15 protein-coding genes are annotated in these 19676 nt (G+C 53.3%); 6 read left to right on the forward strand and 9 right to left on the reverse strand.

Going from position 1 to position 19676, the window contains the following annotated elements; genetic code table 11:
* Positions 1–12 precede the first annotated feature (12 nt).
* The 6 genes from RIC19_RS06295 to RIC19_RS06320 all read right to left on the reverse strand — a co-directional run bounded on the left by RIC19_RS06295 (position 13) and on the right by RIC19_RS06320 (position 7044).
* Positions 13–648 (reverse strand): TrmH family RNA methyltransferase, encoded by a 636-nt coding sequence (locus RIC19_RS06295; RefSeq protein ID WP_350177447.1) that lies wholly within the window; start codon positions 646–648, stop codon positions 13–15.
* A gap of 1 nt (position 649) precedes the next feature.
* Positions 650–2188, reverse strand: coding sequence for an ABC transporter substrate-binding protein (locus RIC19_RS06300; protein WP_350177448.1), 1539 nt, complete (start codon positions 2186–2188; stop codon positions 650–652).
* Complete coding sequence (guaA, locus tag RIC19_RS06305; RefSeq protein WP_350177449.1) at positions 2145–3698, reverse strand: glutamine-hydrolyzing GMP synthase; 1554 nt, start codon at positions 3696–3698, stop codon at positions 2145–2147. The genes RIC19_RS06300 and guaA overlap by 44 nt, the downstream gene beginning before the upstream one ends.
* Positions 3699–3788: 90 nt before the next feature.
* Positions 3789–4673, reverse strand: a complete 885-nt coding sequence (gene nusB / locus RIC19_RS06310) for a transcription antitermination factor NusB (protein WP_350177450.1) — start codon at positions 4671–4673, stop codon at positions 3789–3791.
* Between the two features lie 212 nt (positions 4674–4885).
* Positions 4886–6496 (reverse strand): DoxX family protein, encoded by a 1611-nt coding sequence (locus RIC19_RS06315; protein WP_350177451.1) that lies wholly within the window; start codon positions 6494–6496, stop codon positions 4886–4888.
* A complete protein-coding gene (locus RIC19_RS06320) occupies positions 6493–7044 on the reverse strand; it encodes a DUF1599 domain-containing protein (RefSeq protein WP_350177452.1) in 552 nt (183 codons plus the stop codon). The genes RIC19_RS06315 and RIC19_RS06320 overlap by 4 nt, the downstream gene beginning before the upstream one ends.
* A 141-nt stretch (positions 7045–7185) precedes the next feature.
* Between RIC19_RS06320 and RIC19_RS06325 the strand changes: the two genes are divergently transcribed.
* The 5 genes from RIC19_RS06325 (at position 7186) to RIC19_RS06345 (ending at position 16350) form a co-directional block, all read left to right on the forward strand.
* Positions 7186–7848 (forward strand): IMPACT family protein, encoded by a 663-nt coding sequence (locus RIC19_RS06325; RefSeq protein ID WP_350177453.1) that lies wholly within the window; start codon positions 7186–7188, stop codon positions 7846–7848.
* Between the two features lie 103 nt (positions 7849–7951).
* On the forward strand, positions 7952–8410 hold the full coding sequence (locus RIC19_RS06330) for a very short patch repair endonuclease (RefSeq protein WP_350177454.1): 459 nt from the start codon (positions 7952–7954) through the stop codon (positions 8408–8410).
* 118 nt (positions 8411–8528) lie between these two features.
* Entirely contained in the window at positions 8529–11504 is a 2976-nt protein-coding gene (locus tag RIC19_RS06335; protein ID WP_350177455.1) for a S8 family serine peptidase, read from the forward strand.
* A gap of 157 nt (positions 11505–11661) precedes the next feature.
* Positions 11662–14637, forward strand: coding sequence for a S8 family serine peptidase (locus RIC19_RS06340; RefSeq protein WP_350177456.1), 2976 nt, complete (start codon positions 11662–11664; stop codon positions 14635–14637).
* Positions 14638–14688: 51 nt separating this feature from the next.
* Positions 14689–16350 carry a tetratricopeptide repeat protein gene (locus RIC19_RS06345; protein ID WP_350177457.1) on the forward strand — a complete coding sequence of 554 codons (1662 nt, stop codon included), beginning with the start codon at positions 14689–14691 and terminating at the stop codon, positions 16348–16350.
* On the opposite strand, the gene RIC19_RS06350 is transcribed toward RIC19_RS06345, so the two are convergent.
* From RIC19_RS06350 to RIC19_RS06360, 3 genes are all read right to left on the reverse strand, one after another.
* Entirely contained in the window at positions 16295–16831 is a 537-nt protein-coding gene (locus RIC19_RS06350; protein ID WP_350177458.1) for an NUDIX hydrolase, read from the reverse strand. The genes RIC19_RS06345 and RIC19_RS06350 overlap by 56 nt on opposite strands.
* A gap of 105 nt (positions 16832–16936) precedes the next feature.
* Positions 16937–17548, reverse strand: a complete 612-nt coding sequence (locus RIC19_RS06355) for an SCO family protein (RefSeq protein ID WP_350177459.1) — start codon at positions 17546–17548, stop codon at positions 16937–16939.
* Positions 17549–17574: 26 nt separating this feature from the next.
* Positions 17575–18018: a hypothetical protein gene (locus RIC19_RS06360; protein ID WP_350177460.1), complete on the reverse strand. Its 444-nt coding sequence runs from the start codon at positions 18016–18018 to the stop codon at positions 17575–17577.
* Positions 18019–18170: 152 nt separating this feature from the next.
* Between RIC19_RS06360 and pcaF the strand changes: the two genes are divergently transcribed.
* Positions 18171–19385 (forward strand): 3-oxoadipyl-CoA thiolase, encoded by a 1215-nt coding sequence (pcaF, locus tag RIC19_RS06365; RefSeq protein ID WP_350177461.1) that lies wholly within the window; start codon positions 18171–18173, stop codon positions 19383–19385.
* Positions 19386–19676 lie beyond the last annotated feature (291 nt).

A 19676-nucleotide genomic window follows, 5' to 3' on the forward strand; every position in this document is an offset into this window, starting at 1 on the left:
TTTGGCCCGTTGTCAGGCCTTTTTGTGTATAAATTTATTATAATTCTTCTGATCGTGACGGTCGAGGTAGGCTTCCTGAAGCGTGGTGCGCTCCGTTTCTTCCATAGGGTTATTCGCACCATACATATCGGCGCCGCGCCGCTGGCGAAGGGCTTCGTAGAGGCTGACTGCGCAGGCGACAGAAATATTGAGGCTCTGCACCATGCCCATCTGAGGGATGAGGAAGTTGCCGGTAGCGTACTGCAGGGAAGCTTCGGAAACCCCGGCGTGCTCATTCCCAAAAAGGAGGGCGACCGACTGCGTGAAATCGATCTCGTACAAATCAACCGCTTGCTCACCCAGGTGCGTTGCCCAGATGTGTTCGTAACGCTGCTGCACATGCGCAAAACAAGCTGCGACGTCATGGTACAAGTGAATATCGATCCACTTTCGTGCACCGGAGCTGGCGTTCTTACCGATTTCGATGCGTTCCTGATCGAGGCGGGGCTCCGTGTACAGCACAAAGATTTCCCGGATGCCTACAGAATCACAGGAGCGGAGTACCGCCCCGATATTGTGAGGGTCATGCACATTCTCCAGGATAACCGTAAGATTAGGTTGGCGGCGTGCAGCCACCGAGGTTAACCTTTCCTTTCTTGCTGCTTTCAAACTATCTCAAGTTGGCTGACTGAAACTGGTAATCCTTAAACTGCAGGATATTGACGTGTTTATTCTCAAACTTCTGTATCGGTGGGTTTTCCATACCGGTAGTTGTGGGCCGGACCACGCGCTCAAAGTCAAAGCGGGTGTGCAGCATTTGCTCCGGTGCTTTCTCCAGTTGATACTGAAACTTGGTGCCGTAATCATTGAGCATACGCCCAAAGTAGCGGGTCACATCATAAGCCAGGAATGCCTCCTCCCCCGGTGTAATACCGAAACGGTTGTAAAATTTGCGCTTAAAAAACCGCACATCGTCAGCGTAAGTATCCAGATAGGTGTCACTACTGATGTGCACATTGAGGCTTTCGTACAGGTCGAAATCTATGCGTTCGTACTCCTGCCACTGCGGCATACCATATACCACCACGTGCATAGGCTCTTTTTGCATGCCTCCCTGCTGACGGTTCGTATTCATTGGATTCTTAGCGACTTTGACCTGACTGAGGAATGAATACACAAAAGTCTCATTAGACCAGGAAGGCAGAATGAATACTGTGGTATCCCCAGGTGTCAGGTAGGCCGATAAATCGATATTACCGAAGCGCTCCTCGTCATTATCATCCACCGCTATGACATACTCCCGCAAACGAAGGGAGTCTTCAATGCGACCTTCCAAAAGGAAGATTTCTTCCTGGAAGTAGTTGAAGCGGGCGCGCTCTACTTCTTTATCCCGGGCAACCAGGACAATCTTCTTGCGCCCATAATTTTCGTAAGCATGCTTGGTGATGGCCTGACAGTGCGACTGCAGCGTGGGGCTCACCTGAATAAAATTGGGGTTAGCGTTCGTCACGTTGGCTGAGGCACTGTGAGGAGAAACGTAGGTTTTGTTGTTGCGTCGGGCAAACTCTGCCACCAATTCCACATTCTCGCTCCGGTAAGGACCAACAATCAGGTGGGAATTGTACAGCTCCGAGCGGGTGCTGAGCAGCCGGCCGACCGCTGCCTCCTGCGCCTTGCTGTCCATGACCCGCACGTTTAGCTTGATGCCCTGATCGTCGAGCTCATCCAGCGCCATTTGCATGCCACCGTAGTAATTCAGTGCCCAGGTGGAATTGCGGAAGATTTCGTTACTTTCCGGATTGAAGCGGTCAGAAAGGAACGGCAACAGTACGGTAAGGTTGTAAGAAGTGTAGAACTCCGTCCCGAAATCACCCCGGCGGATCAGTTCAGAAGGGGTCCCCATCATTTCTTCCTGCGCAATACCATCACCCGATTGGATAGGCGGGATACTGTCGGTGGAAATGATTTTCCACTTGATGGTATCCATAACTTCAACTGGTGCTCCATCTACGATAACCAGCTGACCGGTTTCGGGGTCATAGACTTTCTTACCAGGCAGAGGGTCGAGTTCTTCACCAATCTCTTCTGGCTTTTCATCGGTTTCGGCTTTGCGGAACAGAGCGCAGGAAGAGACCGTGAGGCCCAAAAACAGGGCGACCAATAGTCTATTCCCATTCAATCGTGGAAGGCGGCTTAGTGCTGATATCATAAACGACGCGATTAATTCCTTTTACATTATTGATGATTTCGCTGGACACCGTGGCCAGGAAGTCGTGCGGCAGGCGGCTCCACTCGGCAGTCATCCCGTCACGGGAGTTAACTGCCCGCAGGGCAACGGTTTTTTCGTACGTCCGTTCATCCCCCATTACCCCTACGGATTGTACGGGGAGGAGGATGGTACCTGCTTGCCAAACTTCATCGTACAAGCCGAATTTACGAAGATTGTTGATATAAATAGCATCGGCCTCCTGTAGCATGCGAACCTTCTCCGGCGTGATATCACCTAAAATGCGGATTCCCAGCCCCGGACCAGGGAACGGGTGGCGGCTGACAATCTCCTGAGGCACTTTAAGTTCTGTACCGACAAGCCGTACTTCATCCTTAAATAACATGCGCAGCGGCTCCACGATTTTCAGGTTGAGCATTTCGGGCAAGCCACCAACATTATGGTGCGACTTAATCGTCACCGAAGGCCCATGAACCGATACGGACTCAATCACGTCCGGGTAGATCGTACCCTGACCCAGCCATTTAATAGCCCGGTCTTCTTCTTCAAGTTTGAGGGCTTCCTGTTCGAAGACCTCAATGAATACGCGGCCGATCACCTTGCGCTTTCCTTCCGGGTCAGACACACCCTCCAGTTCCTTATAAAAGGCTGCTTTGGCATCTACTCCAACGACGCGGAGCCCCATATCCTTGTACGAATGCAGTACTTCCTCAAATTCGCCTTTGCGTAACAACCCATTGTCTACAAAAATACAGACCAGGTTGTCTCCAATAGCTTCGTGCAGCAACGAGGCCGCAACAGTAGAATCTACGCCACCGGAGAGCCCCATTATGACGTGGTCGCCACCGAGTTGGTCACGCAAAGCCTGCACCGTTTCTTCCACAAAAGCGGCAGGCGTCCATTCTGCATGGCAACCGGAAATATCTTTGACGAAATTTTTGAGTACCGTCATACCGTCCAGGCTGTGCGATACTTCGGGGTGGAACTGAATACAGTAAACGGGTGCGGCAAAAGCTCCTTCCTTTGATTTGTAGGCAGCTACATCAACGTGTGCCGTGCCTGCCAGGAGTTCGAACTGCTCCGGGATTTCCATAATGGTATCTCCGTGCGACATCCAAACCTGTGAACCTTCAGGCACATCAGCCAGGAAAGGATCAGACTGATACATGCGGCTAAGCTCGGCTTTTCCATACTCCCTTTTTAGGGAACGCTCCACTTTGCCGCCCATCTGCTTGGCAATATACTGTGCACCATAGCAGATACCCAGTACCGGCCGCTGCCCGATGAGCTGATCCAGATCGGTGTGCAGCGCATTTTCGTCAGCCACAGAAAACGGGCTGCCCGACAAAATAATGCCTTTGATGGTATCGTCCAGCTCCGGCACCTTATTAAAAGGCACAATCTCGCTGTAGACGTTAAGCTCACGGATACGCCGCGCAATAAGCTGCGTGTACTGCGAGCCGAAATCGAGGATGAGGATTTTTTCTGTCATGGCGCGAAGATAGAATTTTCTTGAATCATTCTGCCCTCCTCAGGGTACCGGAATGACCCGCTCTGCGCACATTCCCAACCGTCAGACGGGTTACTCCTGTAAACCGCGCCCCTGTTTTCGGATTTTGCCTTCCTTGTTGAGCTGCTTCATCAGGCGGTCCAGAATACCATTGATGAAGTCCTTGCTTTTGTCGGTACTGTACTGCTTGGAAATTTCCACAAACTCGTTCAGCGTGACCTTGGTGGGAATAGACGGGAAGGCGATCAGTTCGCTCAGTGCCATTTTCAGGAGGATCATATCAATAACGGCCACCCGGTCGGCGTCCCAGTTGCGCAGCGTGGGCTCAATGACTGCCAGCAATTCGTCCCCTTCTTCAATGACCTGCCGGAGCAGTTTCTCCCCGAAGTCTTCCACTGCTTCTCCCTGCGGGCGGTGTTCTTCGAAGAAAGCGTCTTGGGTCGGCAGCACCTTGAGGGTCTTCTTGATAGCTCCCACTACAAGCGACTCGTCATCTACCCAATTGGGATAGTAGTCTTCCAGAAAATCGTTAAAGGGCTCATTATTGACCAGGTGCTTGAAGAGGGTCAGCAGTATCTCCATATGCTCTTCCCGGGTATGGGAAGCCTGACGGCTGTAAGTGAGGTACTCTGGTGTTTTGGCAAAGTCCTGATAGAACATCCGGATGTTGTCCAGATCAATCCGGTTTTTGAGCTTACGTCGGCGCAGCACTTCCTGAAAGGCATCATTGCGCACCATAGACTGAATGAGCTCATTTTCGGCCAATACCGCTGTGAATTGCTTATCCGAGTCGGATGGCAACAGCTTTTCCAACTTCTTGGCTTTGTCCTGAATGGCATATTCCGCCGTACGGATCAGCGCCCAAAGCGTGAAAAGGTACAAATCAAAAGAGCGGTCAACGTTCACTTTATACCGCCGCACGGTATCGTCCAGCGCCAGTGATCGGTCTTGGCTCATGGAATAAAGCATCTGCATTACTTTAATGCGGATATTCCTTCTACTCAGCATATTTCAAAATTCCCGGTTAAAGTCCCCGCAAATATACACTCTGATCGTTGGTTTGCGACATTGAAGCGTATCAATTTGCCTTTTCTTATGAAAAAGCCCGGGCCACGCCTTGTGAAATCGCGGACCGGGCTTTCTGTGCTCTCCCTTTCTAAGGATAGTTGCTACTTCATAAAGTTCGCTTTCAGGTCCTGGTAGGGCGGTAGTTTTTTGTAGTGCCACTTGCTGATGACCTTGCCATTCTTCAGGAGCACCACGCCCGGATTGGACCGGACGATGGTCTTCAGCAAAATGTCATCACCGGTGTAAAAGGGATAATCGCTACTGCTCGCAGCCTGGAATTGGGCCAGCTTTTCCGGAGAGGCATAGCTTGTCGCCGCGAATACCTTGTAGCCCTCCTGCTGTGCTTCAGCCAGTACCGGGTTTACAATATCTGTCCAGGGATCGAGGAAACCCTTTTCGAAGTGGTAGGTGGTCCGCTCAACCTGACGCTTGTCCACCCGGTCGATGCTGCGCACCAACTTGATGGTGTCCTCTACCGCTACCGTATCCACTCTGTAGACCGTGTCGCGAAGCATTTCGGTGGTTACTTCTTCCTTCTCGGTGTAGAGCTTGTAAGCCACTATCATAAAGCTGTAGTCCGGATTATTGAGAATATCGTAGGTCACATCGGTACCTTCCGGCCCACCCGACAATTCAAAGTCACTGATTTTACTGCGCTCGACTACCCGCGCTGTCGTGTCGCCTTCCAGGTCCCACTGCTGCGCCAGATAGCTCGCCAATTCCGTCTCATAGGACTCGCCCTCCGCACTCGGAATGCCATAGCCATCGGCCGTTTTCACCACCTGTACTATTGGATCCGCTTTGATCTGCTCCAGGTTCCACTCCTCTTTCGGGTATTCTTTGTATTTCTTCAGGTATTCCTCGGTAGGGAACTGTGCTGTTTCCCCCGTTGCTTTATTCGTTACTTTATAAGCAATCACTTCGGCATTATTTTCGGCCAGGTCTTCCAGTTCTTTCTCCAGCCGGATGTTAGCCTCGTCGTGGAATGGGCGGAAATCAGCATGCGGAATGTCCCACATGTAGTTGCTAAAGCAGTACAGGATGAGTGCACCGGTGCCCAGGATGACCACCGCCGTGCGCGCGCCTGCGCCCATGAGCTGATGCATCTTGCTGTGGAAGAACAAAAACAGGATGGAGGGCACCAACAGGAATACATCCTTCATAAAGGAAGTGAAAGGCGCCAGCTTGATAAAGTCGCCAAAGCAACCGCAATCGGTCACTTTCATATTGGTTTCCACGTAAGGGCCCCACTGCCCGAACTGGAAGAAGTTCACTCCGGCAGGCACATAGCCTGTCAGGTAGGTGAAGCCCGTCAATACCGTAAAGAAAGCCACCAGAAGGAAAAAAGCCCAGGCCGTAAATTTGCGGGCAGAGCCAATCATCAACATGACGCCCAGCACGATTTCGAATACGACCATGAAAACAGAGAACCCGATGGCCCATTCAGCCAGCTGCGGGAACACCGGTGACAGGAAGGAGAACCAGGTGCCGGAAAATGTGGATTCAAACTCGGCAAAGTATTGCTCCATTTTGTAAGCGGTGCCCAGCGGGTCTACCGCTTTGACCCAGCCTGAGAAAATGAACAGCACCCCGCAGAAGTTCTGCAGGAAGCTGATCAGCCAGTTTTCGATACGCTTGGTCGTAAACCCAATCAGGAGGGTCAACAGCAGCGCAACGGCTGCAACGGAAAGTACCAGAGTGCTTATAGTCATGATGAAGCGTTTTGTTCGTTCAGTTTGATGAGTGCAAAAATAGCATAATTGATAATGTCGAGATAATTTGCGTCCAGGCCTTCTGAAACCAGGGTTTGCCCGGCGTTATCTTCGATTTGCCGGACCCGCAGCAGCTTCTGCAAAATCATATCCGTGATGGAAGCGATGCGCATGTCGCGCCAGGCCTCCCCGTAGTCGTGATTTTTGGCTTCCAGCAGCGTTCTCGTGAGGACCACTTTGGCATCGTAGCTGGCAACAGCTTCCTTGGGGGGGAGCTCCAGGGGCGCCTCTTCAGGTAGTTCCAGCTGTATCAGCGCTATGATGCTGTAGTTGATCAGGCCGAGGTAATCGTCTTCCACCTTGTCTTCCACTTTTTGCTGCTGCTTTTCTTCAATGCTCCGGATGCGCTTGGCTTTGATGTAGAGCTGGTCCGTCAGGGAAGCGGGCCGCAAAATACGCCAGGAGGTGCCGTAGTCCACCGTTTTCTTGCGGAACAGCTCCCGGCACTGCGCCATGATCTCGTCAAAGGATTCCAATGTGGTTTTCAAGGTGCATGGTTTTGCGCAAATATACTGACTCCCTTTCCTAATTAGGAATCTCGGACGGTAAAGATGGCAATAATACCGCTACCTGCTGTTAATAGATCGGCAAGGTTTGTTAACAGTCTGTAAAACATTAATTTCGTGCTGATGTCAACAACCAAAGATACGTATCAAACCATCAGCGGCTTGTCCACGGGAGAGTTTCGGGACCGAGGCAGTAAGTTTCTGGCTTACGCCTACCCGGCCTGTAATGAAGACGAGTGGAAAGCCGCACTGGAGGAAGTCCGCAAGCTCCACCCTAAAGCCCGCCACTACTGCTACGCCTTCCGGCTGGGGCTGGACCAAAATAACTTCCGCGCCAACGATGACGGGGAGCCCAGCGGTACAGCGGGCCGGCCCATACTTGGGCAGATTGACAGTTTCGGGCTGACTTATGTGATGGTAATTGTTGTCCGGTACTTTGGTGGCACCTTGTTAGGCACCTCCGGGCTCATCAATGCTTACAAAGAGAGTACCGCTGCCGCCCTGCAGGCTGCCGATATCACGGCCCGTACCGTTGAGGAGGTCTACCGCCTGTCCTTCGGCTACGGCCTGATGGGCAACGTCATGAGCAGCATCGAGCACTTGCAACTCAATATGATCGACCAAAACTTTGACACCTCTGCTACTGTTGACCTGGCGATCCGCCGCAGCGAGGTAGCCTCTACCCTGCTGCGCCTCAAAGCGGCAGTCGGCAATCTTTACCTGGAAGAAGTGGATGAGGAAACCGTGGTGGAAGGGCTGGGCATCGAGTGGGTGGAAACGAGATAGACGGCCTGTAAAACAGTCAAAACCTTTGCATAAAACTGCCTGACGCCGGGGATTTTGAACCTTAGGGTGCCAAAAAGACTTATAAGCCAAATATTATTACACCTTGAGCCAGAGGAAAGTACCCCGATTTGAGGAAGCACGCACGCACTACATCTCCGAGCAACGGTCCCGGACGATGAGCCGTATACGCTCAAAGGATACCAAAACAGAGGTGAAACTGCGAAAAGCGCTTTGGGCCAAAGGGTACCGGTACCGCAAAAACGTGAAAAGCCTGCCCGGCAGCCCGGATATTGCCATCAAAAAGTACAAAGTGGCAGTGTTCATCGACGGCGAATTCTGGCACGGCTACAATTGGGAACAAAAGCGGCAGACCATAAAGCGCAACCGCGCCTATTGGATTCCTAAAATAGAACGAAATATGGAGCGGGACCGGGAAAACACCCGGCAATTACAGGAAAAGGGCTGGCTCGTGCTGCGCTTTTGGGAGCAACGGCTCAAAAAAGAATTCCAGACCTGCCTGTGCCTTATTACAGAAGCCATTGAGTCGCGCCGCTATAAGTAATGTACAATAGCTTGCAGTTTACCTGACATTCTCATTACCTCGGAATTCCGATCATTCCTTAGCTTTGTCCATTCCTCCCGACACACGACCGTTTCGTACACAAGTAAACTATCGAATAATGGATTTAGTATGGAAAACCCGTGCCTTCCTTCTGGCACTGCTTTGCACAACGAGCCTGCTGTCTGCACAACAGTGGGACAAGATCACCCTTGACTTCCAGGAAGTACTCAACCAACAAAGTCAGCCCACCTATAAAGCCTATGCCCTCCTGCACGACCGGGTGGATATCCGTGCCCTGGAAGCCGACTTCCGGGCGCGGCAGCTCCCCGTTGACGAGCGGGCAAGAATAGTGGTGCAATCACTGACTGCAAAAGCAGCAGCCACCCAGCCGGCACTGCTACAAAGCCTTCGGGGCATTGAAGGCATCACCTCCGGCAGCTTACAGCCTTTCTGGATCACTAATATGGTCTTTTTTGAAGGCTCCCGCGCCGCCATATTCGCGGTAAGCCAACTACCGGCAGTAGCCTCAGTAGGCTATGACGCCCCGGTGGAATGGATCGAAGCCGAACATGCACCTGTGCCGGTCCCGCCCTCTCCCAACGGCACCGAAACCGGCCTGGAAGCCATTGGCGCACCAGAGCTATGGGCGATGGGCTACACCGGCTACGGCACCCGGGCACTTATTGTGGACACGGGCACAGAGCCGGACCACCCTGCTTTAGCCAATCAGTTCCTCTACCACCTTCAGAGCCAAAGTTCCAGCTTTGTGGGCGAAGATGTCATCGACTGTAATGGGCACGGCACGCATGTAGCCGGGACCATCCTGGGGCTCGACCGTCTTACCCACGACACCATCGGCGTTGCGTTTGAAGCCAAATGGATGAGCGGCATCGCTGTGAGTGGCGATTGCGGCGGCAACACCAGCACCGCAGGCATTACCGGCATGTACCAGTGGGCCCTCAATCCGGATGGCGACCCCAGCACCACCACCGATATTCCTCATGTGATCAATAACTCCTGGCGCAGCGGTTCGACCTTCTGCGATGCCGACGGGGTTTTTGAAACCTATGATGCGCTCTATGCCGCAGGCATTGCTGTGGTTTTCTCCGCTGGCAACAGCGGCCCCGAACCACAAACCATCACGCCGCCTAAGTTCAACAACTGGGACCTGGTCCGCCTGTTTTCAGTAGGCAACCTCAATGCCAACAATTCCAACCTCCCCATTTCCAGCGGGTCAAGCCGCGGACCATCGATTTGCGGCGGTATCGGCTCCTTGCTTATCAAGCCGGAGGTCTCTGCGCCGGGCAGCTCGGTCCGATCAGCTTATGTGGGTGGCGGTTACGCTTCCCTGTCTGGAACCTCCATGGCAGCCCCCCACGTATCGGGCGCTATTTTGTTGCTCAAAGAAGCCTTCCCTTACCTAACCGGAGAGGACCTTATGCTGGCCCTTTACCACTCCGCTACTGACCTGGGCACGCCCGGGGAAGACAATGACTACGGTATGGGCATTATCAACCTCCCCGCTGCTTACCAATATCTAGTCGATGAAGGGAATGTACCGGAAGCACCGCGCTCCTTTGAAGGCAACGCCCGCGTCCTGCAAGTTAGCGCACCGGAATACAACTGCGGCAACACCGTTCAGCTCAGCGCCACCGTGTACTACGAAGGCCCGGATACCTTACAGGAACTCGTAATGACGTACCGCATAGGGGATGCCCCCGAACAGACCTACGAGTGGACCGGACAGGCTTTACCTGGCCAGCCTCACATCATTGAACTGCCGGCGGCCGTCATGCCAGAGGGTACCTACGAAGCCGAACTGACCCTTTTATCTGCGAACGGACTAGCCGATGAACGTCCGGAAGACAACACCCTGAAAACAACCGTCTCTGTACTGGATGAAACGAATGCTCCGGCCGTTTTGGCTGGTGACAGCATCTGTGCGGGCCATAATGCGTTAGTGCACGTCTTAACCAATGGAACAGCGGAAGTCAAATGGTACAATAATGCAACCGGAGGCACCTCCATCGGTAGCGGGTCACCTTTTTTACTGGAAGGGTTGACCGAGTCCCGCGTCATCTATGCAGAAACTGCTCCTGTCCGGAAAGTGGGCAAACCGGACAACAGTGGCTCCAATACGCAATACTCCAATCAGGTGCGCGGGCTGCGGTTCAATGCCTTACACCCGTTCACGCTTAGATCTGTAAAGGTGTATGCGGAGGAACAGGGTGGGCGACTGCTCCAACTGGTAAAACCCGATGGGGGCATCACGACCAAGATTATCAACGTAGCAGCCGGCGAACAACGAGTTGAGCTCAACATAGATATCAGCCCGGGAGAGGGCTACATCCTGCGCCTCAATGCCGGTAAGCCCCTACAGCTCAATGCCGGTGCCTTTCAGGGCTACCCGATGACGGTTCCGGGCGTGGTTTCCATCACCTCATCGACCCTCGGCTCGTCTGCCTATTTCTACTTTTACGATTGGGAGGTGTCCTACAAGGAGCGCTGCGGCCGAAGTGCACTGGAGATCCCAGTGAGCGCAACTGCCGGTGCGGCTGAAGATTTGGTGATCAGCAGTAGCACCGATACGGTTGATCTGGCCGTTTCCGGAACGGTGACTTTCTCAACGCTAACCGAAGGCTACACCAGCTGGAACTGGCAGTTTGGAAACGGGCAGCAAGTCAGCGGGGCCTCGGTAGCGTATACTTTTGACCGTACCGGAATCTACACGGTAGGGCTCAGTGCCCAAACAGTGGAAGGCTGCACCAATGCCAGCGTAAAGGAAATAGTGGTCGTTGATAACACGCCTCCCGTTTCCACTCAAACGCTGGATCAGGAGCCCGCCCTGCTTATTTTCCCCAACCCCGCAAAGGATCAGGTGAACCTGCTGCTGGAAACGGGGCTGCTCCGCGAAGCGCGCATCACCCTTACGGATATGCTGGGCCGGCCGTTATCACAGCAGGTGCAGGACTTAGGCGCGGGGCAAACCGCTACCTTGTCCCTGGCGGTCTTTCCAACGGGCACCTACATCATTATTGTAGAAACCGAAGGCAAACGTTCGGTTCACCGGATTGTCAAAGCCAAATCATTTTAGTAAATTGGGTGCGGTAAGAAACCTGCGCCGAAAAGCAGGTATGACTTTTTTCTTAGAACTGGTCTGAAACGACTTACGATACCCAGGGATTTTTTTTGGGACCTGGTTCCCAACCGTCTCGCAGTAAGTTTCAGACCCGTTCTTAAATCCCGATTCAATGCGCCAAACATTACTGCTGTTATGCAGCCTGTTGCTCCACGTCGGCCTGACTGCTCAGGACCTCCACTCCGGGAAGGTTGCGCCTGCTTTGCAACAAGCATTGGAAAGCCGCCCGGATCAATACCAAACCGTACAGATATTACTGGACGACCAGGTTGACATTCAGGCCCTGGAAGCCCGCTTCAAAGCTAAAGCTACGCCCCTCAAGGACCGGGGGCAATTGATGATTGATGCATTGCAAGCCCGCGCCTCAGCTGTGCAGCCCGATTTTTTAGCCCGCCTTTCCAATCTGCCCGGCATTCGCCTCAATGACGCCCGTCAGTTCTGGATTGTTAACCTCGTAGCCTGCGATTTGAACCTCGAAGGTGCAGCAGCCGTGAGCCAGCTACCGGGTGTTGCCTGGATGGATATCAACTGGGAAATGGCCTTTCCGGATGCCTGTGATAGTGCGCCTGCTCCGCCTTCACCCAACGGCATTGAACCGGGGCTGGAGATCATCGGTGCTCCATACATGTGGAAACTAGGCTATACCGGCTATGGCAGAAAAGTACTGGTAGTCGACACCGGCCACGACACCGACCACCCGGCAATCCGGGCCAACTTCGCTTATCAGCAATTGCCAATGGCTCAGGCCTGGGCCAATGGTGAGCGCCCTTATTTCTGTGGCGATCACGGCACCCACGTTGGCGGCACCATCACCGGCATCGACCGGGTAGCAAGAGATACCATAGGCGTAGCATTTGGTGCGCTCTGGCAGGGCAGTTCCACTTCAGACTGTGCGTCTTCAGCGGGAACTGCTCTTGATGCGCTTGAAATTTCCCAATGGGCAATAGACCCTGATGGCAACCCGGCTACAATTACCGACCGGCCAGACGTCATCAACAACTCCTGGAGCCGGGATTACCCGGTACAAAGCGATTGCGGTGAGCCAATCCTCCGGCAGATGAGTGATGCCCTCTATGCCGTGGGTATTGCCGTTGTATTTTCTGCAAGCAACGAAGGGCCTGACGCTCTAACGATTGGCGACCCACCCATGGAAAACTGGGACACGGTACGTATGTTCTCCGTAGGTGCGGTCGATGGCAACACGCCCAATCTGCCCATTGCCAGCTTTTCCAGCCGCGGCCCTACGGTCTGTGGCGGAGAAGGCAGCCTGCTGATCAAACCTGAAGTTTCCGCACCGGGCGTCAACGTCCGCTCGGCCTTGTCGGGTGGAGATTATGGCACCCTCAGTGGCACCTCCATGTCGGCACCTCACGTCAGTGGTGCTTTACTACTGCTCAAAGAAGCCTTCCCCTACCTGCCAGGCGAAGCCTTAATGCTGGCTTTGTACTATTCCGCCACCGATCTGGGGCTGCCGGGTGAAGACAACAATTACGGGATGGGCCTCATCAGCCTGCCTGCGGCCTACGAATACCTGATTCAGAAAGGCCACACGCCTGTGCCACCGGTACAGTCACCCAACGATGTAGCCCTCCTGCAGATAGAGCATGCAACGTACTACTGCAGCAATACCATCAGCACCCGCATACTGGTGGAAAACAACGGCACGGACACCCTTAACCACCTGGAAATGGCTTACACCATTGGCGAACAAAGCAACCTCTTCAACTGGGAAGGGCTGCTCCTGCCCAAGGGGCGCAACTGGATCAACCTCCCCGTTATCAATATTGCCGCCGGAGAATATGTCCTTGATGTGGAAATCCTCCTCGCTAATCAGCAAAATGACTTACGCAGCCTTGACAACCGGCAGAAGCAAGCCGTAACCGTAATCGACAATACGCCCATTCCGGTCAGCCTGCAAGGGAATGCACCGACCTGTATGGGGGGCAGCGCCCTGCTCAGAGCACAGTTTAACGAAGGAACAGCTGCATTCCGTTGGTTCGATCAGGCGGAAGGTGGTGAACTCCTGGGAGAAGGCCCCGTTTTGCAGCTCCCTAACCTGCAAAGCAATCAGGACGTGTACCTGGAAGCGGATATCACGGTACAACTGGAAACGCCTGAGGCCTCTGCAAGCCCTATGCAGGAAAGCGATGCACAGGAAGGGCTCTTCTTTGATGCCTCACACCCATTTACGCTGAAGGCGGTCACGGTGCGCGCTACGGAAGTCGGCGGCAGAATGCTCCGCCTCACCGGCCCCAATGAGACCTACCAAACGAAAATAATACAGATCGAAGAACCGGGTATCCACAGGATTGAGCTCAACTTCGAAATCCCCCGGGGCGAAGGGTACAAACTGATGCTGTTCGCCGGCAGACCGTTACAATATACCAGCAGTGGAGCTGAATTCCCTGTAGTGGCTGAGCAGGTGATGCAAATTACCGGGGCAACAGACAGCACCGGGCTCTATTACTATTTTTACGACTGGGAGATCAACTACGATTATTTCTGCGAGCGCAGCGCCGTATCGGTCCCGGTCAGTACCACCGCCTCTGCCGGCAGCGTCGATATCATGGCTTCAGACCTGGAAGTAGACCTCGCTACCGAAAGCGGGCAGGTAGGCTTTGAAACGCCTGCCAACGGCCTGGACCTCGTCGCCTGGCGATGGAACTTCGGCAATGGTGTGGTCAGTGAACTATCAACGCCAAGCTATACTTACACCAAAGTAGGCCGCTACCCGGTTAGTGTGGTTGTGGAAACAGCAGCCGGCTGTACCGAATCCGCAATGCTCTGGGTGGAAGTCACGGACAGTACGCCTCCCGCAAGCACTACTGAGGATGTTACCAACTTCAACCTTACCGCTTTCCCCAATCCCGTGAGCGAGAACCTGTTGCTGCTATTCAAGCTGCCCAACAGCCAGGATGCTCGGATACAGTTGATAGACCTGCTGGGCCGCCCGCTACTACAGACGGAACGCCGAGTTACCGATGGCGTCCCCATTGAATTACAGATGGCTACGCTACCCAATGGCACCTATTTTGTAGTCGTCGAACTGGAAATGGGCCGTATGGTACGCCGGGTCATCAAACAATAATTTTTTACGCTCCAAAACAATAATCCAATTCTCCAGAAGGTTGGAAAGCCTATGCAAATCAAACGATCTACCGTCACTTTAAATCCTTTTGCCCGGATCGCGGGCTTCGTTACAGCCTGTTTTTTAGTGGTGTCTACCGCAAGTGCACAGCCACAGCAATGGCTGGATCAGGCGGATAGCCTGGCAAAGGTGCAGCAATACAAAGCCGCAAACGAAAAGCTGTCTGAATTCACACAGACCTATCCTCAGCGGAAGTACGATTTAGGTGAAGCCTATTTCAAGATGGCCCGTAATGCTTTCAGACTGAACGACCTGAGCCTGGCCACACAGTACAATCAGCAATCGGCGGACCTGCGCATGAAAATGAACCCGGAAGCGCTGGGATGGAACGAACAGCTTTCAGCTCGCATCCAACTTGTAAACAGGCAACCCGAACCTGCTCTGAAGCATCTGGAAAAAGCGATGGCTTTTCCGTTCTTTGACGACCCGCTGGTACCTGCCGAAATTGCACTATTGAAATCGGAAATTCTGGAGCAGATGGGGGCCTACACCGAAGCAGCGCAAGCAGCGGAAGAAGCGGTTGCGATCGTTGAAGTGGTTGAAGGGGCAGATGCACCGATAATGGCAGCCCTACACCTGCAAAGCGCCCGGATGTACAGCAGTCAGGAGGAATGGGAAAAAGCAGCCCACGCCAGCCGGTTGTCGATGAGCGTAAAAGACAGCCCTGAAGCCCAATTGCAGTTGGGCAAAGCCCTGCTGGCGATGGGCAATACCACTGCGGAAACCCAAAAAACCTTGAATATTGCCCAAAAGCAGGGACTGCCCCCGGTTCAGATAGAAGCCAGCCTGGCACTCGCACAGTTAGAGTTGGCAAACGGGCATTACTCTGGTGTGATGGCACAACTCGATAGTGCGGAGCCTTTCATTAACGAACAGCTCGGTGGCAAAGGGGGCGAGAGCGAGCTGCAAACCGGCCGTGATTACACAACAGCTGCTGCCCGTGCTGCTTATCTGCGCTCTTGCGCCTGGCTCCTTGATTCCGATGACCATTCAGCCATACAGGCTTTCCGCTCTGCCCAAAACGGGCTGCAAATACTTGGTGATACAGATAATCAGCTACAGCAGCAATTGCTCGAGCAAGGCTTTCTGTCGCTCCTTCAATATCAGGAAGAGCCATTGCCCAAAGATACCCTCTACGCCAGCCTCTCCAGCTGGACCCAACAGTACTTAAATCAGCAAATACTAATTGGGCGGCAGGATGGCGAGCGCGCTCACCTACTGGATTTGGAAACCTTAAAAGCATCACTGCCATCCAAAACGGTTGCCGTATATTTCCTGAAAGGGCTGCAATCTGACTTTGCCGTTTATGTATTTGGAGAGGCCCTAAACCTTCAACAGCTGAAGCCCTCGCAGGTAAGACAAGCATTTAACCTCTCCGATGAACCCTCAGCAGACCCTGCTTTCTCTGTATTGTTCAGCCCACTTGAGCCCTACCAAAACAAAATTAAAAGCCTCCACATTCTGGCACCGGCAGCCTGGCCCAAAAACAGCATCCTGCAAACGCCCGTACCCTCATCGATGGCCACCGGCATCTGGCCCTTTCGCCGAAAGGCGCAATCGTTGAATGAAAGGTACGAAGTACTGGAATACGCTGGCTTTATACCAACAGCCAGCCTAAAAAGTCAAGGGAAAGATAGCCCGCGTCTACATTAGCAAAAGTCGTATCCGCCGGATTATTGAGCAGTTTTCGGAAAGAAGAAAGGGGCAGTCGGAACACCTCGATGAATTCATCCTCATCGAGTTGCTGCTGTCCGACTTTGCGGCAACCAGTGGCGATCATACAAAGGTGGCGCTCCGTGGAGTAAGCCGACCGGATTTCCTTGAGCAGGCGGATTTCATCGGCCTCATAGCCGGTTTCCTCAAGCAACTCACGGCGGGCAGCCTCTTCCGGAGATTCCGTAGGGTCCACATAGCCCTGAGGAAAACTAGTCAGGGTAGTCTCTGGCCCCGGGCGAAATTGCCGAACGAGAATCGCTTCCTTATCCTGCGTAAAGGCAGCAATGGTAACGTAAGTATTATTGCCGATCACATCAAAGTCAGCGTGCCGGCCATCCGGCATCTCAAACGTGCGCCGGATCATATTCCGCCACCCCCGAAAGGTGAATTCCTCACTTATTTTTTTCCAGTCTTCCATAGGTACCAAAGATAATTTCTATCCCGTCAAAGTCAAACAAGACTGTCAGATATTGTAAGATGTACACCATCTTTTTTTGAGCAGGCTGCCAGTGCTGTCTCCGTGCTATTCGTTGGCCAGGAGCCACTCAATGTCTTTCAGCAACCGGTCCACTTTTTCCGGGTCTGTACCATCAGCAAAAGAGCGGATGTGGCCAGACTTGTCGATCAGGAGGACCCAGCCGCTGTGGTCGAAACCACCGGGAGCGTTGGGGTCCTCTTTGGCAATGCTCATGTAATCGTCTGCAATGGCGTAGATCTCATCCTGTTCACCGGTTACGAAGCGCCACTGCCCGTTATCTACGCCCAGGTTTTGTGCGTAGCTTTTCAGGCGGCCCAAGGTGTCCCGTTTGGGATCTATCGTATGCGAAAGGAGCATCAGCTCATCGTTGCCTTTGTACTGATCAAAAATCCGCAGCATTTGCTTTTTGACTTTAGGGCAGATCGTTGGGCAGGAAATGAAAAAGAAGTCGGCCAGGTAAGCTTTACCCTCAAAAGTAGCATTAGAGACCCGGTTGCTGTCCTGATCGATAAAGGCAAAATCCGGAATCGTGTGGTAGAGGGTGTCCTGACCGTCGATCTCGTGTTGCCCCAGGTAAGGTAGGGGCTGCATTTTTTCTTCCTGTTGACAGGAAAGGACAAAAAGCCCCAGTGCGAGAAGTATCCAGAAGCGCATCATTGATGGTATTTAGATTGAGGTAAACGTTATTCTGCAGTGGCTTCGGCCTGTAGGGCTTCCAACAGGGCCTGCCCTTGTTCCAGGCTGCCGAGCATGTCTTGTTTGACTTGAGCAATCTTCTGCGTTTCTGCTTTCAGATAAGCCATAATTTCCTCGTGCGACTTTTCCTCCCGGAGTTTTTTGGGCTGTTGGAGCGTTCCCATCCAAGCCATCATGCCTTCGCTTGCCGCCTCAAGGTCTTTCAGCGCTTTGTTGACCTGCTCGAGTTTCGCCTTCTCTTTCATGTCTTTAGAAAGGGCTTTCAGTTCACGGCCCACGCGGTTCATTTCAGCCATTTTGGGCATGACTTCATCGTGTACCTCCATCATTTTCTCCCAGGCCTGATCTTCCAATTCAGTAGGAGCATTCCCGCCGCAGCTTGTCCAGAAAGCAGTGCCCGTCAGTGCCAGCAATAAAATAAGATTACGCATTACTTGTAGTTTTTTAGTGGAAACAAATTATTCGCTCCAGCGTTGCCAGAATTGGGCGAATATAAGTGGATTTTTCATCCACTTCTGTGATCTTTGTGCATAAGCACGTAAACGCAAAAGCCTGACACGTCCAACTCACTGAATACCTAACCATGAAAGAGACTTATATTATAGATGCTGTACGCACCCCAATTGGTAAGTTTACCGGAGCGTTGTCCCCCATCCGGGTGGATGACCTTGCCGCCCATGTACTGAAAGCCCTTGTGGAGCGCCATCCGGATGTCCCGCAGGATGCCTATGCCGATGTGATCATGGGCTGTGCCAATCAAGCCGGTGAAGACAACCGCAATGTGGCACGCATGGCATCGCTACTAGCTGGCCTGCCCTATTCCGTTCCCGGCGAAACGGTTAACCGGCTGTGCGCTTCGGGCATGTCGGCCGTCATCCATGCCAACCGGGCCATAAAAACCGGCGACGGCGATCTGTTCATTGCCGGTGGTGTGGAGCATATGACCCGCGGTCCCTGGGTGATTTCCAAAGTTTCCAAACCCTACGGCAGAGACGCTCAAATGCACGACTCCAGCTTTGGCTGGCGCTTTGTCAACCCCAAAATGGAAGCAGCCTACGGGACCGACGGTATGGGGCAGACCGCGGAGAACCTGGTAGAAAAGTACGGGATAAGCCGGGAGGACCAGGACAAATTCGCGGCCTGGTCGCAGGAGAAAGCTGCGGCGGCACAGGCTTCAGGAAGATTAGGTCAGGAGATCGTTCCCGTGCCCATCCCGAGGCGCAAGGCCGACCCGGTATTATTTGAAAAAGACGAATTCATTCGCCCCGGCACTACCCTGGAAGTGCTGTCGAAGCTCCGCACCGCCTTTAAGCCCGCAGATCAGGGGGGCACCGTTACGGCTGGTAATGCGAGTGGGCTCAACGATGGTGCAGCAGCCATGCTCGTCGCTTCAGAAGATGGGGTCAAGCAGCACCGCTTAACGCCTTTGGCACGTATTGTCAGCTCTGCCGTGGTGGGCGTGGAGCCTCGCATCATGGGCATAGGCCCGGTCCGGGCATCCAATCAGGCATTGGCGAAAGCCGGCCTTACGATGGACGATATGGATATCATTGAGCTCAACGAAGCCTTTGCGGCCCAGGCCCTGGCCTGCACCCGGCAGTGGGGCATTGCTGATGATGACCCGCGCATCAACCCAAACGGCGGTGCCATTGCCATCGGCCACCCGCTGGGCATGACCGGTACCCGCCTGCTGCAAACCGCAGCCCTTCAGCTTCAGCAAACGCAGCAGCGCTATGCTTTGGTGACCATGTGCATTGGGGTGGGACAAGGTTATGCCACCATCATCGAGCGCGTGTAAACAATAAAGCCCCGCTCCGTTGGCGAGGCTTTATCATTCGTTTTCAGTGGGCAGTAGCTGATCAGACTTGATGGTCAGCTACTGCCTCATAGCTTAGAGCGTGTTGGGATTTTGCTTTTGGAGCGAACGCAGCCAAATTTTGTTCCGATCAAGGCGTGATACATTCAAGAATGGGATTAAAGGGGCCCATTCTTGAATCACATAGCCTTAGCTACGTGACCGAAGAACAACGAAGAGCAGGACAAAATTTGGCAAGAGCAGCCCGAAGTGTAAAATCCCAACACGCTCTTA

This window comes from Phaeodactylibacter sp. (genome assembly GCF_040219495.1).
Lineage (GTDB): Bacteria > Bacteroidota > Bacteroidia > Chitinophagales > Saprospiraceae > Phaeodactylibacter.

Coding starts and splice junctions, on each gene's coding strand:
- RIC19_RS06315 (WP_350177451.1), bottom strand. CDS start 6,496: ATGACTATAAGCACTCTGGTACTTTCCGTTGCAGCCGTTGCGCTGCTG.
- RIC19_RS06360 (WP_350177460.1), bottom strand. CDS start 18,018: ATGCGTAATCTTATTTTATTGCTGGCACTGACGGGCACTGCTTTCTGG.
- nusB (WP_350177450.1), bottom strand. CDS start 4,673: ATGAGCCAAGACCGATCACTGGCGCTGGACGATACCGTGCGGCGGTAT.
- RIC19_RS06335 (WP_350177455.1), top strand. CDS start 8,529: ATGGATTTAGTATGGAAAACCCGTGCCTTCCTTCTGGCACTGCTTTGC.
- RIC19_RS06325 (WP_350177453.1), top strand. CDS start 7,186: ATGTCAACAACCAAAGATACGTATCAAACCATCAGCGGCTTGTCCACG.
- guaA (WP_350177449.1), bottom strand. CDS start 3,698: ATGACAGAAAAAATCCTCATCCTCGATTTCGGCTCGCAGTACACGCAG.
- RIC19_RS06355 (WP_350177459.1), bottom strand. CDS start 17,548: ATGATGCGCTTCTGGATACTTCTCGCACTGGGGCTTTTTGTCCTTTCC.
- pcaF (WP_350177461.1), top strand. CDS start 18,171: ATGAAAGAGACTTATATTATAGATGCTGTACGCACCCCAATTGGTAAG.
- RIC19_RS06340 (WP_350177456.1), top strand. CDS start 11,662: ATGCGCCAAACATTACTGCTGTTATGCAGCCTGTTGCTCCACGTCGGC.
- RIC19_RS06345 (WP_350177457.1), top strand. CDS start 14,689: ATGCAAATCAAACGATCTACCGTCACTTTAAATCCTTTTGCCCGGATC.
- RIC19_RS06350 (WP_350177458.1), bottom strand. CDS start 16,831: ATGGAAGACTGGAAAAAAATAAGTGAGGAATTCACCTTTCGGGGGTGG.
- RIC19_RS06300 (WP_350177448.1), bottom strand. CDS start 2,188: ATGATATCAGCACTAAGCCGCCTTCCACGATTGAATGGGAATAGACTA.